Source organism: Cellulosimicrobium sp. SH8 (assembly GCF_025818875.1).
GTDB lineage: Bacteria > Actinomycetota > Actinomycetes > Actinomycetales > Cellulomonadaceae > Cellulosimicrobium > Cellulosimicrobium cellulans_D.
This window is the reverse complement of sequence record NZ_JAMXMH010000002.1, coordinates 373,511-388,180: the sequence shown is the minus strand read 5'-3', so window position 1 is coordinate 388,180 and position 14,670 is coordinate 373,511. Positions and strand designations below refer to the sequence as shown.

Here is a 14,670-nt window from a genome sequence, read left to right as displayed (position 1 = left end):
CTACCCGGCAGGTCCGGAGTTCGCGCGGTCGATCGCCATCTCGACGGCGTCGAGCAGGCGGTCGAGGCTCGCGTCGAACGGGCCCTGCGGGGCGTCGAACCCGCCCGCGACGTAGACGCGCGTCATGACGGGGTAGCGCTCGACGTCGAACCAGTCCTCCCAGAAGCTGCCGAGCGTCGTCCAGTACTCGTCGTTGCCGACGCCGGTCGCGTCGCGCTCGGTCCGCTCGGCGACCGTCGCGCGCGCGAGGCCCTGCACGTAGTTGTCGACGAGGCCGAGCGTGTCGACGACCTGGAGCTCGGAGAGCCCGGTGTCGACGATGGTGCGCAGCCCCGCCTCCTGGGCGTCGAGCACGTGGGGCGCGAGCGGGGCGCGCCACATGTTGGTCTGGAGGATCCACGGGTGGCGCAGGTAGAGGTTCCACAGCTCGTGCGCGTACTGCGCGAGCGCGGGCCGCCATGGAGCGCCCGCCGCGGGCAGGTCGAGCTCGGCGTACGCGCGGTCGATCATGAGGTCGACGAGCTCGGTACGCCCTGGGACGTACGTGTACAGCGACATCGCGCCGACGCCCAGCTCGGTCGCGACGCGGCGCATGGACAGGGCGTCGAGCCCACCCTCCTGCGCGACGGCGGTCCCGGCCCGCACGACGTCGTCGAGCGTGAGGCGCGGCTTGCGACCGCGCGTCGCGGGGGCCGGCGGGTCCCACAGGAGCGCGAGGCGGCGCGTGATCTCCGGCGTCCGGACGACCTCGGTGAACTGGGCCCGGGCGTGCTCCGCGGCCTGCACGGCGGAGGCGACGCCGGCGTCCGCGGCCGCGACGACGCCGCGCGGTCGCTCGGGCTCCTCCGGCTCCGGGGTCGCGGGCGAGGGCTGCGGGGTGCCCGACGGCGCGAGGTCGCCGTCGCGCTCGTCGATGCGGTCGGTCGTCACGTGCGTATCCTCCCCGACGTCGGTCGCGTCCGGCCCGGACAAGCCTGGCAGATCAAAGGCTTGCCTCTTCCCGTACACCGTATGCTAACGTGGATCGTCAATTTCGGTACGGCGTACGAAAGGGTGGCTCCGGTGATCCGAGCCCGTGGCCTGACCAAGACCTTCCACCGCAAGAAAGAGACCGTCGAGGCCGTGAAGGGCATCGACGTCGACGTCCGGGAGGGCGAGCTCGTCGCCTTCCTCGGCCCCAACGGGGCCGGCAAGTCCACGACCCTGAGGATGCTGACGAGCCTTCTCGAACCGACCGCCGGGACCGCGGAGGTCGCCGGCTACGACGTCTCCCGCGACCCGGCCCGGGTCCGCTCCCGCATCGGTTTCATCGGCCAGGGCAACGGGGGCGGGTACTCCTACCGCGTGCTCGACGAGCTGCACAACCAGGGCCGCTTCTACGGCCTCCCGCCTGCCGAGTACGCGCGGCGCGCCACCGACCTGCTCGCCGCGCTCGACCTCGGCGGCCTCGAGAAGCGCACCGTGCAGTCGCTCTCCGGCGGCCAGCGGCGGCGGCTCGACGTGGCGCTCGGGCTCATGAACCACCCGCCGCTGCTGTTCCTCGACGAGCCGACGACGGGCCTCGACCCCCACGCCCGCGCCAACCTGTGGGAGCACATCGCCGCGATGCGCGAGCGGTACGGCATGACGATCGTCCTCACCACGCACTACCTCGACGAGGCCGACAGCATGGCCGAGCGCGTCGTCGTCATCGACCACGGCGAGATCATCGCGGACGCCACGCCGGACGCGCTCAAGCACAGCCACGCCGACGACGTCATCACGCTCGCGGTGGTCCCCGCGGCGGGCGGTGGCAGCGTCTCGGGCGGAGCCCCGGGCGAGGGGTCGGGCGCGGTGCCCGACGTCGTCGGCCGCGTCCGCGCGTCGCTCGCCGAGGACGTGGGGCAGGTCGAGACCACGAGCGGCGCCGACGGGGTCGTGTCCGTCCGGATCTCGACGACCCACGGCGCCGACCGGCTGCCCGAGGCCATCGAGGCCTTGCGCGTCGGCGGCCTGGCCGTGCGCTCGGCCGAGCTCAAGCAGGCGAGCCTCGACGACGTGTTCCTCAACCTCACCGGCCGCAGCCTGCGAGAGGAGGCCGCATGAGCACGCGCACCGACCTCTCGTCCCCGGCCAGCCGGACGACGCCGGGCACCGACGCGTTCCTGCGGACCGGGGTCGCGAAGTTCCTCGCCGACACCTGGGCGGTCTTCACGCGCGAGATCCTGCTCGTCCTGCGCGACCCGTTCACGCTGATCTTCTCGTTGCTGCAGCCGCTGATCTTCCTCGGGCTGTTCGGCCCGCTGCTCACGGGCGCGGTCGGCGGGTTCGGGGGCGGCGCGCCCGGCGGCGGCGGGTCGACCGCGGAGACGCTGCAGTGGTTCGTGCCCGGCGTGATCGTCATGATCTCGCTCTTCGGCACGTCGATGAGCGGGTCGAACCTGCTCTACGAGATGATGACCGGCTCCTACGAGCGCGTCCTCGCGACCCCGCTCGACCGGTCCGCGATCCTCGTGGGCCGCTCGCTCAAGGAGTTCGCGCCGCTCGTCGTGCAGGGCCTGCTCATCGCGCTGGTCTGCGTCCCGTTCGGGTTCACGCTCTACCCGCTGCACCTGCTCGTCGGGCTGCTGCTGCTCGGCCTGTTCGGCATCGGCGTGGGCGCGCTGTCCATCGCGCTCGCGCTCGCCGCGAAGAACCGCGAGTGGCTGTTCTGGGGCGTGCAGCAGTCGCTGCTGTTCCCGCTCCTCATCCTGTCCGGGATGATGCTGCCGCTCGAGGCCGGCCCGGCGTGGATGCGGACGGCGGCGCTGTTCAACCCGCTGACGTACATCGTCGACGCCGAGCGCGCGCTGCTCGCCGGGAGGTTCGCGGACCCCGACGTGCTGTGGGGCTTCGTCGCCGCGGCGGTGACGTGCGTCGTCGGCCTGTGGGTCGGCATCCGCCGCACCCGCAAGACCGTCTGACCCGAACCCCCGGCCCCGCTGTGGGCATGAATTGGGCCCGGTTCTCGCCGCAGAACCGGGCTCAATTCATGCCCACAGCGCGGGCGGGACGTTCGTCCCGGGTCGGGCGGACGTCGGGCCCGTTTCGACAGCGTTCGTCCCGGAGCGCGCCGGGGGCGGTCGTACGCTCGCAGAGGCTCGGTGACCCGGGCGGCGAGGCGACGGGAGGGTCGAGGGTGAGCGAGACCGAGACGGCGCAGGGGACGCGGGACCGGGCGGGGAGGGTCGTCGTGCGGCGGCACGCCGAGGTCGTCGCGGCGGCGCAGGACCCCGTGCTCTTCTCCAGCGCGGCGTCGGCCCACCTGCAGGTGCCCAACGGGCTCGACGGCGCCGAGCACGCGCGGGCGCGCCGGCTCCTCGACCCCTTCTTCGCCCCGGACGAGCTCGCGTGGCTCGCCCCGGTGCTCGACGACCTCGCCGCCGGTCTGGTCGACGACGTCGCGGGCGGCGCGTTCGACGCCGTCGAGCTGGGAGCGCGGTACGCCGTGCGCGCCCAGTCGGCATGGCTCGGCTGGCCCGCCGACCTCGAGCCCGAGCTGCTCGACTGGGTCGCGGAGAACCGCGCCGCGACCCGCTCGGGCGACCGCGCCTGGACGGGCCGCGTCGCCGCGCGCTTCGACCGCATCGTCCGCGGCCTGCTCGACGCCCGCCGCGCGGGCGCGACGGGCGGGCCGGCACCGACCGGCCCGGAGCGCCACCCCGCGACCGGTCCCGACGTCACCGCCCGGCTGCTCGCCCAGCACGACGACGGCCGCCCGGCCTGGACGGACGAGGAGCTCGTCTCGATCCTGCGGAACTGGACCGGGGGAGACCTGTCCTCGCTCGCCCTGTGCGCGGGCGTCGTCGTGCACTGGCTGGCCGAGCACCCCGAGCACCAGCACCACCTGCGCGACGCCCCGGACCCCGCGCTCGACGCGGCGGTCGACGAGATCCTGCGGATCGACGACCCGTTCGTCTCCAACCGGCGCGTCGCGACGCGCGACACCGTCGTGGCCGGGTGCCCCGTCGCGGCGGGTGAGCAGGTGGTGCTCGACTGGCGCGAGGCCAACCGCGACCCGGAGGCGTTCGACGACCCCGGCGCGTACGACCCGCAGGGCCGCGCCGACCGCAACCTCGTCTACGGGACGGGACCGCACGTGTGCCCGGGCCGCCCGCTCGCGACGCTCGAGCTGCGCGTCCTCGTCCGCCGCCTCCTGCACGCGGGCACGGTCGTGCACGACGACGCGCGGCCGGCCGAGCGCGAGACCACGCCCGTCGCGGGCTTCCGCACCGTCCCGGTGCGCGTCGTCGCCGCCCCCTGACTCTCGGAGCCCCGACGGCGCCCGAACCCCGACGTGACGGGAGAAGTGGCCCCTCCGACACCGGCCGGAGGGGCCGCTTCTCCCGTCTCGACCGCCGTTACGACGCGAGGTCCGCACCCGCGACGCGCCCTGCGTCGGGCACGCGCGACCACGGGACGGCGCCGCCCGTCGCGAGTGACGCCCGTGCGTCGAGGACGCGCTGGTTGGTGCTCCCACGGAACGCGAGGGTGAGGTCGCGGCGCGCGAGCTCGAACCGGCCGTCGACCAGCACGTCGACCTCGGCGAGCAGCGCGCGCTTGTCGGGGGAGCCGGTGCGCAGCTCCTCGAAGGTGTAGCCCGTCCAGCACCACACGTCCTTGCGGTCGCCGTGCTCCGCGCGCAGCCGGCGCACGAGCCGCAGGCACACCTCCGTGTTGAGGAACGGCTCCCCGCCGAGCAGGGACAGGCCCTGCACGGCGGGGTGCGCGAGGTCGGCGAGGACCCGCGCCTCCAGCGCGTCGTCGTAGGGGCGTCCGTAGCGGAAGCTCCACGCCGCCTCGTTGAAGCAGCCCTCGCACGCGAACAGGCAGCCGCTCACGTACAGCGAGCAGCGCACCCCCTCGCCGTCGACCATGACGAACGGCTTGTAGTCCGCGACGTACCCCCGGCTGACGCGGTCCGAGCGCCAGCCGGGGTCCGGGGTGCGTGCCACCGTCCCTCCTACGCCGTGCCCGACGGCGCAGCCCGGCCCGGGGCGGTCGGTGCGCCGTCGTCCGTGGGGGACGTCGTCGGTCCTGCCAGGTGCTTGACCCGCGCGGAGATCTCCGCGTGGCGGCCGTGCACCATGGGGCGCTGCTGCGGGTTGCCGAGGTACCCGCACGTGCGCTTGACGACGTCGCACGTGCGCGGGTCGGCGTTGCCGCACGACGGGCACGCGAACCCGCGCGCGGTCGGGTCGAAGTCGCCCGTGAACCCGCACGCGTAGCAGCGGTCGATGGGCGTGTTGGTGCCGAGGTAGCCCACGCGGTCGTAGGCGTAGTCCCAGACCGCCTCCAGCGCCTTCGGGTTCTGCTGGAGCACGGGGTACTCGCAGTAGTGGATGAACCCGCCGGACGTGTACCGCGCGTACTCCTGCTCGAAGTCGAGCTTCTCGAACGGCGTCGGGTTCTTGCGGACGTCGTAGTGGAAGCTGTTCGTGTAGTAGTCCTTGTCCGTGATGTCCGGCACCGCGCCGAACCGCTCGCGGTCGAGGCGGCAGAACCGGTCGGTGAGGCTCTCGCTCGGCGTCGCGTAGACGCTGATGCGGTACCCGGTCCGCGCCGTCCAGCCCGCGGCGTGGGCGTGCAGGGTGCGCAGCACGTCGAGCGTGAGCTCCTTGGCCTCCGGGTCGTGCTCCCACGCGCCGCCGTAGAACGCGGCGGCCACCTCGTAGAGCCCGATGTACCCGAGCGAGACCGTGGCGCGGCCGTCGCGGAAGAGCCGGTCGACGTCGTCGTCCGGTGCGAGGCGCTCCCCGAACGCCCCGTGGACGTAGAGGATCGGCGCGTTGCCCGGCGTCGCCTCCTTGCAGCGCTCGATCCGGAAGACGAGCGCGTCGTGCACTGTCTCCAGGCGCTCGTCCAGCAGGCGCCAGAACGTGTCGAGGTCGCCGTCCGCCTCGAGCGCGATGCGCGGCAGGTTGAGCGTCACGACGCCCAGGTTCATGCGCCCCTCGGAGACGTCCTGGCCGTCCTCGTCCTGCCAGCCCTGGAGGAACGACCGGCACCCCATCGGCACCTTGAACGACCCCGTGAGCTCGACGATCTTGTCGTACGACAGCACGTCCGGGTACATGCGCTTCGTCGCGCACTCGACCGCGAGCTGCTTGAGGTCGTGGTTGGGGTCGTCCGGATCGAGGTTCACGCCCCGGCGCAGCGTGAAGATGAGCTTGGGGAAGATCGCCGTGCGGCCCTCGCTGCCGAGCCCACGGAGGCGGATCTGGAGGATCGCGCGCTGGATCTCGCGCTCCAGCCAGCCCGTGCCGAGCCCGAACCCGACCGACGTGAACGGCGTCTGCCCGTTCGACGTGAACAGGGTGTTGATCTCGTACTCCAGCGACTGCATCGCGTCGTAGATGTCCTTGCGCGTCTTCTCGCGCGCGTACTCCTCGTGCGCGGTCTCGTCGGCGATCCAGCGGCGCGCGTCGGCGAGGTGCTTGGCAAGGTTCCGCTCGGCGTACGGGGCGAGGAGCTCGTCGATGCGGTTGACCGAGCACCCGCCGTACTGGCTGGAGGAGACGTTCGCGATGATCTGGCTGATCTGCGCGGTCGCGGTCTGGATCGAGCGGGGCGGCTCCACCTGCGCGTTCCCGATGCGGAACCCGCTCGACAGCATCGACCGGAAGTCGATGAGGCAGCAGTTCGTCATGGGCGCGTAGGGGTGGTAGTCGAGGTCGTGGTAGTGCAGGTCGCCCTTCTGGTGCGCGTTCGCGACGTGCGGGGGCAGCATCCGCAGCCCGATCGCCTTGCCGACGGTGCCCGCCGTGAGGTCGCGCTGCGTGTTGAAGACCTCGCTGTCCTTGTTCGCGTTCTCGTTGACGACCGTGGAGTCCTTGTCCAGCAGCCGCACGATCGAGTGGTTGAGGTCCGTCGCCCGGCTGCGCGCGAAGTCCCGCTGCACGCGGTAGTCGATGTAGGCGCGGGCCACGTCATATTCGTGCGACCCGAGCAGCACGTGCTCGACGACGCCCTGGATCTCGTAGATCTTGACCGCCCCGACGAACCGCGCGGCGATCTCCGCGTCGACGCGGTCCACGACCTCGTCGACGCGGCTCCGGTGCGCGGCCGTGAGGTCGCCGTGCACCTCCGCGAAGGCCTTCGTCACGGCGGCGCGGATGCGACCGTCGTCGAACGGCCGCCGCCGGCCGTCGCGCTTGAGGACCTCCAGCGTGGCGGTGGTGCTGCGCGGTGCTGCTTGGTCGAGCTCGATGGTGGTCATCGCTCGTCCCCTCTGCCCACCGAGTTCTCGTCTCCGTCCCGCAGGGGTTGCGAGACGGACCGCACCCCAACATGTGGGGTCTGGATCACGGCTGCGCCACCATATCTAGTCCGACGAGCGCGTGCGACGCGGATCCCCGGCGTGGCGGCGACCGCGGGACAGGTCGGGACCTTGGTCCTGTCGGACCGGGCTCTGAGGCCCGGCGCGACGGGGATTTCTCGCGGCTGGGACCGCGCGTCGCGACGCTAGCCTCGGGTCGTGTCCCGACGTCCCCCCGGCTGGGTGCCGAACCAGCACGGCGCGTGGCCGATGCTGCTCCTGCCGTTCGTCGTGGGGACGGTCCGGGGGATCCAGGACGCCGGCTTCCGGCCGGTGACCGTCGCGCTCGCTGCGCTGTGGCTCGTCGGCTACCTCGCCTACTTCGCCGCCGGGCTCTGGCTGAAGTCCAGGCGCCGGGAACGTTACCGCCGCCCGATGCTCACGTACGGCGCGACCGCCGCGGCGCTCGGGATGGTCGTGCTCGTGCTCGACCCGGCGCTCGCGCTCTGGGCACCCGTGTTCCTCCCGTTCCTCGCGCTCGGGCTGTGGGCCTCGGCCCACCGCACTGAGCGGTCCGTCGCCGCGGGCGGCGCGATGACCGTCGCGGCCTCGCTCATGACGGTCGTCGCGTACGCCGCGTGCCGGCCCCCGGGTGCCCCCGTGCTGGCGGTCCCCGCGGAGGTCTGGCTCGTCGCGACGCTCCTGCTCGCCTACCTCTTCGGCACGGTGCTCTACGTCAAGACGATGATCCGCGAGCGCGGCGTGCGGTCGTACGTCGTCGCCTCGGTCGCGTACCACGCGGCGGTCACCGTCGCGGCAGGGGTGCTCGCCGTCGTGCACGACCCCACCTGGTGGTGGGCGACGGCGTTCCTCGCCGCGGCGACGGTGCGCGCGGCCGTGCTGCCGGGCCGGCCCCTGAGCCCGAAGGCCGTCGGGATCGGGGAGATCGTCGCGACCGTGCTGGTGCTCGTCCTCGCGCTCGTCGTGCGGTAGCGCCGCGGTTCCGCACGCCACGCGCGGATCGGCACCCCGTGCTGCCGAACGCCGAGCGTGGGTGTCGAACGGTCGGAGGCGTCCGGTGGTTCACTGGCGCGATGGACGACGCGCCCCTCACCCTCGATGACCTCACGGAGCGCGTCGAGGCGGTCTCCGCGCTCTACGCGCGGAAGTTCGGCGTCGAGCGCGATGCCGACTGGTTCATGCTCAAGCTCGCCGAGGAGGTCGGGGAGCTCACGCAGGCGTTCCTCGTCGCGACGGGACGCACCCGCCCGCGCGGGGACGCACCGCCGTCCGGGGCCGCCCCTGACGGGACCGCCGGGAACGACGGCGGGGCCTCGCCCCTCGCGGACGAGGTCGCCGACGTCCTCGCGCACCTGCTCCTGCTCGCGCGCTCCCAGGGCGTCGACGTCGACGCGGCCGTGCGGCGCAAGTGGCTCGCGTGGGAGGCGGAGCTGCCGTGACCCGGCGGCGTGGCCCGGGCGGCACGCGGCAGCGCCGCACCGGCGCCGCTAGGGTGGCGCGGTGACCGACCACCGCACCGATCCGCCCGTCAGCGCCGACGAGGTCGACACGCTGCGCGGCTTCCTCGACTTCCACCGCGACACGCTGCGCTGGAAGACGTCGGGCCTCGACGCGGCCGAGCTCGCCCACCGGCTCCGGCCCTCGTCGATGACGCTCGGCGGGCTGCTCAAGCACCTCGCGTTCGTCGAGTCCCAGTGGTTCTCGCAGGTGTTCCTCGACCAGCCGCTCATGGCACCGTTCGACACCGCCGACTGGGCCGAGGACCGCGACTGGGACTGGACGACGGCGGCGGGCGACTCCCCGGCGGAGCTGCGCATGCTCTTCGACCGCGCCGTCGCGGCGTCCGACGCGATCCTCGACGACGCGCTCGCCGACGGTGGCCTCGACCGGTTGAGCGCACGAGCGGACCGCCACACCGGTGAGCGCTGGAACCTGCGCTGGATCCTCGTCCACATGATCGAGGAGTACGCGCGGCACAACGGGCACGCCGACCTGCTCCGCGAGGCGATCGACGGCACCGTCGGCGAGTAGGCGCCCGGCGGGTACGGCGCCGAGTGCCTGAAGGAGTCGCGGTCGGCGGGCCCGGACGCGGCGCATTCCTGCACTCGACGGATGGGCGGGTCGGCAGTTGCTCTCGGTACCTCGGGCCGGGACGATGGCCGGCGTGACCGCTCCCGAGCAGCCCTCGTCCGTCCCCCCTCCGCGCCGCCCGCGCGTCGCGACCGTCGTGCTCGCGGCGCTCCTCCTGGCCGGCGTCGGGCTCCTCGTCGCCGCGTCGTGGGTGGCGAGCCGCCCTGCGTCGTTCGGGTGGTTCGCGTACGCCCCCGTGTCCGGCACGGCGTTCGTCCCGTCCGGCGCCTTCGGGACCGGACGGGCGGCGCTCCTCGCCGGGGCGGGCGCCCTGCTCGTCGGCGGCGCGGTCGGGTTCCTCGTCGGGCGTGGCAGCGCGCCGACGGCGCCCGCGGGCTCCGGCACCTCCGGCTCCGGCCCCGAGGGTCCCGGCACGTCGGGCCCCGGCGGCGACGAGGCACCCGCCGGATGAGCGCGCGCGACGACCTCGTCCTCCTCGACCTCGACGGCACGCTCACGGACTCGGCCCCCGGGATCCTCGCGTCGGTGCGGCACGCGTACGACGTGCTGCGGCTCCCCGTCCCTGCCGACCCGGTGCTCCGCGGCTTCGTCGGTCCGCCACTCGGGGAGTCGTTCGCGGCGCACGGCGTCCCGCGCGACCTCGTGGCCGACGCCGTCGCCGCCTACCGCGACGTGTACACGGCGGGGAACCTCCTCGACAACGCGGTCTACCCCGGCATCCCCGAGTGTCTGACGGCGCTGCGCGGGGCCGGGCTGCGCCTCGCCGTGGCGACGTCGAAGCCGGAGCCGATGGCGCGGCGGATCGTCGGGCACTTCGGGCTCGACGCGCACCTCGACCGCGGACTCGACGACGTGTTCGGCGCGACGCTCGACGGCTCGCGCAGCACCAAGGCCGACGTCGTCGCGCACGCGCTCGCGTCGCTCGCCGCGGCCCGGCGCGTGGTCATGGTCGGCGACCGCGAGCACGACGTCCTCGGCGCCGCCGCCCACGGGGTGCCGTGCGTCGGGGTCGCGTGGGGCTACGCCCGCCCGGGCGAGCTGGCCGCGGCGGGGGCGACGGCGGTCGTCGGGACGCCCACCGAGCTCGCGACCGTCCTGCTCCACCGGGCGCCGCTCGCGGGCTGATCTCCGACGACCGCGGACGGCCGGGCCGGTGCGGACGGCGGGGGCGACGCTCAGGCGCGCGCGAGCACGACGACGGGCGCGAGGAGCCCGGCGCGGGTCGCCGCGACGTTGTTGCCGATCCGGGTGACGAACTCCTGGCCGAACACGACGACGCGGCCGTCCTGCTCGGGGACTCCCCCTGCGGCGAGCGCCGCACGTCGGTCCTCGACGCGCAGGACGTCGAACCCGGCCGTCGTCAGCGCGCGGCGGTAGTCGTCGGGCGTCTCGACGAACGACGCGCCGGGGTCGACCGCCCACGGCATCGGGAAGGGCAGGTCGCCGGCCCCGACCCGCATCTGCTCGAAGAGCCCGAAGGGGCTCCCGGGGCGGACCACGCGGTGGACCTCGGCGAAGAGCGCCGCCTTGTCCGGAACGTTCATGCCGACGTGGAAGAGCATCGCGCGGTCGTGCGACGCGTCGTCGCAGGGCAGTCGCTCGCCGTCGCCCAGCGCGAACGTCACGAGGTCGGTGAGACCCGTCCGCGCGGTGAGCTCGCGCGCCGCGTCGACGAAGTCCGGGCTGAGGTCCACCCCGGTGACCTGGCAGCCGTGCCGGTGCGCGGCGAGGCGCGCCGGCCCGCCGAGCCCGCTGCCGACGTCGAGCAGCGTGGTGCCCGGCGCGAGCCCGAGGAGGCCGAGAAGGGCGACGGTCGTCGTCACGCCCCCGGCGTGCAGCTCGTCGTACGGGGCGAGGGCGTCGACCGTCACGGGCCCGTCGTCGGCTCCTGCTGCGGCGAGGAGGCGGGCCGCGAGGTCCTTCCCGGCGTAGTGCTGCCGTACCTGCTCCGTCGTGGCCATAGCGGCCTCCGTGCTCGTTCGCGCGCCCACTCGCGGGCGCTCTCTCTCGACGGTACGCCCGTCGGGTCCGTCTCGCCGCACCGTTGCGTCGTCCGAGCGACGGGTTGACCTTGACGTAACGTCAACTTCTAGCGTGGTCTTCGTTGCCGTACGCACCTGACCGAGAGGCACGGGAGGAGACCGAGATGTACACCGCGGGCACCGGGCGCACGGCCGACTGGTCCATCCAGGAGGTCGCGCGCCTCGCCGGCACGACGAGCCGCACCCTGCGTCACTACGACGCGGTGGGGCTGCTGCGCCCGAGCCGGGTCGCGTCCAACGGCTATCGCCACTACGACGCGGACGCGCTCGTGCGGCTCCAGCGGATCCTCCTCCTGCGTGACCTCGGCCTCGGGCTCCCCGCGATCCAGGACGCGCTCGACGGGGCCGCGGACGCCCGGGGTGACGTGTCGGCGTCGGGCACCGCCGAGCGCGAGACCCAGGTGCGGGCGCTGCGCGGCCACCTCGAGTGGCTGCAGGCGGAGCGGCAGCGGCTGGCGCGACAGATCGCGTCGGTCGAACGGACGATCACCACGATGGAAGGAGGTGGCGAGCTCATGGCGGACGACATGTTCGACGGGTTCGACCACACGCAGTACCAGGCCGAGGTCGAGGACCGCTGGGGCAAGGACGCGTACGCGCGCGGGCACTCCTGGTGGGGCGGCCTGAGCGACGCGGAGAAGACGGCCTTCAAGGACCGCGTCCAGCGGCTCAACGGCGACTGGACGGCGGCGGCGGAGGCCGGCGTCGACCCGGCGTCGGACGAGGCGCAGGCGCTCGCGCGGCGCCACGTCGAGTGGCTCCAGACCGTGCCCGCCAACCCCGCGCACGAGCCCGGGCCGCTGCGGGGCTACCTGCTCGGCCTCGGCGAGATGTACGTCGGGGACCCGCGGTTCGCGCTCAACTACGGCGGCGTCGAGGGCGCGACGTTCGTCCGCGACGCGCTGCGCGTCTACGTCGAGCGCAACCTCTGACGGTGCGCCCGCGGACGTGATCCCGCCCGGGACCATCGGCCCGGGCGGGATCACCGGGACGTCACTAGCCTGGAGGCCTGGCGGGACACGGCGCCCCGCCGCCCGCCAGGAGGCACCCATGGCCACGACGTCGACGTCCACCGGCCCGGCCACGACCCGCAACGTCGCCCTCGTGGGGCACAGCGGGTCCGGCAAGACCACGCTCGCGGAGGCGTTCCTCCATCGCGCGGGCGCGATCCCGCGGCCCGGCTCCGTCGCCGAGGGCACGACCGTCTGCGACCACGAGCCCGAGGAGGTCGCGCGCGGCATCTCGGTGAGCCTCGGCGTCGCGCACCTGGACTGGCGGGCGCCCGACGGCGTCACGCACCAGGTCACCCTGCTCGACACCCCGGGATCCCCGGACTTCGCGGGCTCCGTGGACGCGGCGCTCGCGGTGGCCGACCTCGCGGTCGTGGTGGTGAGCGCCGTCGACGGGGTCCAGTCGGGCACGGAGGAGGTCTGGCGGCGCTGCGACGAGGCGGGGATCCCCCGCCTCGTCGTCGTCTCCCAGGAGGACCGCGCGCGGGCGAGCTTCCGCACCGTGCTCGCAGCGCTGCGCGGCGCGCTCGACGCGCCGTTCGTGCCGCTCGAGCTCCCGCTCGGCGAGGAGCAGTCGTTGCACGGCGTGGCCGACGTCCTCACCGAGCGCGCCCGCGAGTACGACGGCGACGGGCGCACCCACGAGGAGGACGTCCCCGCGGACGTGCGGGACGAGGAGCACGCCCTCCACGACGAGGTCGTGGAGGAGGTCGTCACCCACGACGACGAGCAGCTCGAGGCGTACCTCGCGGGCGACGAGCCCGGGGCCGCGGACCTCGAGCGGACGCTCGCGCACGAGGTGCTCACGGGGGAGGCCGTGCCCGTGCTGCTCGCGTCCGCCGTCACGGGCGTCGGCGTCGACCGCGTGCTCGACCTCGTGTGCGAGCTCGGGCCCTCGCCCGTCGACCGCGCGTCCGTCGTCGCGCTGCCCGACGGCGCCGGGTCGGGCGCCGGGGCGACGTCCCAGGTCGCGGCGGACCCCGCGGGCGACGCGCTCGTGCACGTGTTCCGGACCGTCGTCGACCCGTTCGTCGGGCAGGTCTCGGTGTTCAAGGTGCTCTCCGGGTCCGTCGCGACGGGCGACCGCCTCGTGAGCACCGCGACCGGTGCGGAGGACCGCGTGCACGGCCTCTTCCGGCTGCGCGGGCGCGAGCACGTCGCGGTCGACCGCGTCGTCGCGGGCGACGTCGCCGCCGTCGCGAAGGTCGCCGCCGCCTCGACCGGGACGCTGCTCGCGGGCCGCCGGATGCCCGTGTCCGCGCGCGACCTCCCCGAGCGCCCACCCGTGTACGCCGTCGCGCTGCGGCCCGTGTCGCAGTCCGACGACGACAAGCTCTCCTCCGCGCTGGCCCGCCTGCGCGCGGAGGACCCGACCCTGCACGTCGACCTCACGGGGTCGCAGGCCGTGCTCGGGGGGCTCGGCGACACCCACCTCGCCGTCGCGGTCGAGCGGCTGGAACGCTCGTTCGGCGTGCGCGTCACCACCGAGCCCGTCCAGGTCGCCTACCGCGAGACCATCACGCGCGCCGTCGAGGTCGAGGGCAAGGTGAAGAAGCAGTCGGGCGGGCACGGCCAGTTCGCCGTCGTGCAGCTCCGCGTGTCCCCGCTACCGCGCGGCGAGGGGTTCGAGTTCGTCAGCTCCGTCGTCGGCGGGTCGGTGCCGCGCCAGTACCTCCCCGCCGTCGAGCGCGGCGCGCGCGAGGCGATGGAGGGCGGCGGGCCGCACGGCTACCCGGTCGTCGACCTGCGCGTCGAGGTCCTCGACGGCAAGGCGCACTCCGTCGACTCGTCCGACATGGCGTTCCGCACCGCGGGCGGGGTCGGGGTGCGCGAGGCGCTCGCGACGGCGGGCACCGTCGTCCTGGAACCCGTCTCCGCCGTGTCCGTGACCGTCCCGCCCGACGCGCAGGGCGACGTCATGGGCGACCTCTCCGCACGCCGCGGCCACATCACCGCGACCGACTCCCTGCCCGACGGCCGCGTCCGCGTCGACGCGCTCGTCCCCGAGGCCGAGCTCACGCGCTACGTCCTCGACCTGCGGTCACTCACCGGGGGGCGTGGGTCGTTCACCGCCGTCCCCGACCGCTACGAGGTGCTCCCGGGCGGAGTCCCCGCCGCGAGGTAGGACCGTGGTCTGCCGAGGGAGACCGCGGGCGCCGGGCCCGGGCCCAATCGCTGTTCCGCATTCATTCCGTTTCCCGCACTATTGAGGAGATCGCCGCTCCGCTCA

14 protein-coding genes are annotated in these 14,670 nt (G+C 74.1%); 10 read left to right on the top strand and 4 right to left on the bottom strand.

From position 1 onward, the window contains the following. Positions 1–930 carry a TetR/AcrR family transcriptional regulator gene (locus NF338_RS04430; RefSeq protein WP_264029666.1) on the bottom strand — a complete coding sequence of 310 codons (930 nt, stop codon included), beginning with the start codon at positions 928–930 and terminating at the stop codon, positions 1–3. A gap of 132 nt (positions 931–1,062) precedes the next feature. On the opposite strand from NF338_RS04430, the gene NF338_RS04425 reads away from it, so the two are divergent. The 3 genes from NF338_RS04425 (at position 1,063) to NF338_RS04415 (ending at position 4,282) form a co-directional block, all read left to right on the top strand. Next, complete coding sequence (locus NF338_RS04425; RefSeq protein ID WP_264029665.1) at positions 1,063–2,085, top strand: ABC transporter ATP-binding protein; 1,023 nt, start codon at positions 1,063–1,065, stop codon at positions 2,083–2,085. Further along, positions 2,082–2,942 carry an ABC transporter permease gene (locus tag NF338_RS04420; RefSeq protein WP_264029664.1) on the top strand — a complete coding sequence of 287 codons (861 nt, stop codon included), beginning with the start codon at positions 2,082–2,084 and terminating at the stop codon, positions 2,940–2,942. The genes NF338_RS04425 and NF338_RS04420 overlap by 4 nt, the downstream gene beginning before the upstream one ends. Before the next feature lie 215 nt (positions 2,943–3,157). Further along, positions 3,158–4,282 (top strand): cytochrome P450, encoded by a 1,125-nt coding sequence (locus NF338_RS04415; RefSeq protein ID WP_264029663.1) that lies wholly within the window; start codon positions 3,158–3,160, stop codon positions 4,280–4,282. Between the two features lie 97 nt (positions 4,283–4,379). Here the strand turns inward: NF338_RS04415 and nrdG are convergent, their stop codons facing one another. Further along, positions 4,380–4,973: an anaerobic ribonucleoside-triphosphate reductase activating protein gene (nrdG, locus tag NF338_RS04410; protein WP_264029662.1), complete on the bottom strand. Its 594-nt coding sequence runs from the start codon at positions 4,971–4,973 to the stop codon at positions 4,380–4,382. 8 nt (positions 4,974–4,981) lie between these two features. Then, positions 4,982–7,237, bottom strand: a complete 2,256-nt coding sequence (gene nrdD / locus NF338_RS04405; RefSeq protein WP_264029661.1) for an anaerobic ribonucleoside-triphosphate reductase — start codon at positions 7,235–7,237, stop codon at positions 4,982–4,984. Positions 7,238–7,495: 258 nt separating this feature from the next. Here nrdD and NF338_RS04400 point away from each other — a divergent pair, with 258 nt between their 5' ends. The 5 genes from NF338_RS04400 to NF338_RS04380 all read left to right on the top strand — a co-directional run bounded on the left by NF338_RS04400 (position 7,496) and on the right by NF338_RS04380 (position 10,513). Next, positions 7,496–8,269, top strand: coding sequence for a YwiC-like family protein (locus NF338_RS04400; protein WP_264029660.1), 774 nt, complete (start codon positions 7,496–7,498; stop codon positions 8,267–8,269). Between the two features lie 101 nt (positions 8,270–8,370). Next, positions 8,371–8,736 carry a MazG nucleotide pyrophosphohydrolase domain-containing protein gene (locus tag NF338_RS04395; protein WP_264029659.1) on the top strand — a complete coding sequence of 122 codons (366 nt, stop codon included), beginning with the start codon at positions 8,371–8,373 and terminating at the stop codon, positions 8,734–8,736. Between the two features lie 61 nt (positions 8,737–8,797). Continuing rightward, positions 8,798–9,328, top strand: a complete 531-nt coding sequence (locus NF338_RS04390; RefSeq protein ID WP_264029658.1) for a DinB family protein — start codon at positions 8,798–8,800, stop codon at positions 9,326–9,328. A gap of 133 nt (positions 9,329–9,461) precedes the next feature. Then, a complete protein-coding gene (locus NF338_RS04385) occupies positions 9,462–9,839 on the top strand; it encodes a hypothetical protein (protein WP_264029657.1) in 378 nt (125 codons plus the stop codon). Beyond that, on the top strand, positions 9,836–10,513 hold the full coding sequence (locus NF338_RS04380) for an HAD hydrolase-like protein (RefSeq protein WP_264029655.1): 678 nt from the start codon (positions 9,836–9,838) through the stop codon (positions 10,511–10,513). Before NF338_RS04385 ends, NF338_RS04380 begins: the two co-directional genes overlap by 4 nt. Positions 10,514–10,563: 50 nt before the next feature. Here the strand turns inward: NF338_RS04380 and NF338_RS04375 are convergent, their stop codons facing one another. Next, positions 10,564–11,349 (bottom strand): SAM-dependent methyltransferase, encoded by a 786-nt coding sequence (locus NF338_RS04375; protein ID WP_264029654.1) that lies wholly within the window; start codon positions 11,347–11,349, stop codon positions 10,564–10,566. A gap of 185 nt (positions 11,350–11,534) precedes the next feature. Between NF338_RS04375 and NF338_RS04370 the strand changes: the two genes are divergently transcribed. Both NF338_RS04370 and NF338_RS04365 read left to right on the top strand, forming a co-directional pair. After that, complete coding sequence (locus NF338_RS04370; RefSeq protein WP_264029653.1) at positions 11,535–12,362, top strand: MerR family transcriptional regulator; 828 nt, start codon at positions 11,535–11,537, stop codon at positions 12,360–12,362. Positions 12,363–12,480: 118 nt separating this feature from the next. Further along, positions 12,481–14,565, top strand: coding sequence for an elongation factor G (locus tag NF338_RS04365; protein WP_264029652.1), 2,085 nt, complete (start codon positions 12,481–12,483; stop codon positions 14,563–14,565). The last annotated feature ends 105 nt before the right edge of the window (positions 14,566–14,670 follow it).

Coding starts and splice junctions, on each gene's coding strand:
- nrdD (WP_264029661.1), bottom strand. CDS start 7,237: ATGACCACCATCGAGCTCGACCAAGCAGCACCGCGCAGCACCACCGCC.
- NF338_RS04370 (WP_264029653.1), top strand. CDS start 11,535: ATGTACACCGCGGGCACCGGGCGCACGGCCGACTGGTCCATCCAGGAG.
- NF338_RS04365 (WP_264029652.1), top strand. CDS start 12,481: ATGGCCACGACGTCGACGTCCACCGGCCCGGCCACGACCCGCAACGTC.
- NF338_RS04420 (WP_264029664.1), top strand. CDS start 2,082: ATGAGCACGCGCACCGACCTCTCGTCCCCGGCCAGCCGGACGACGCCG.
- NF338_RS04395 (WP_264029659.1), top strand. CDS start 8,371: ATGGACGACGCGCCCCTCACCCTCGATGACCTCACGGAGCGCGTCGAG.
- NF338_RS04380 (WP_264029655.1), top strand. CDS start 9,836: ATGAGCGCGCGCGACGACCTCGTCCTCCTCGACCTCGACGGCACGCTC.
- NF338_RS04375 (WP_264029654.1), bottom strand. CDS start 11,349: ATGGCCACGACGGAGCAGGTACGGCAGCACTACGCCGGGAAGGACCTC.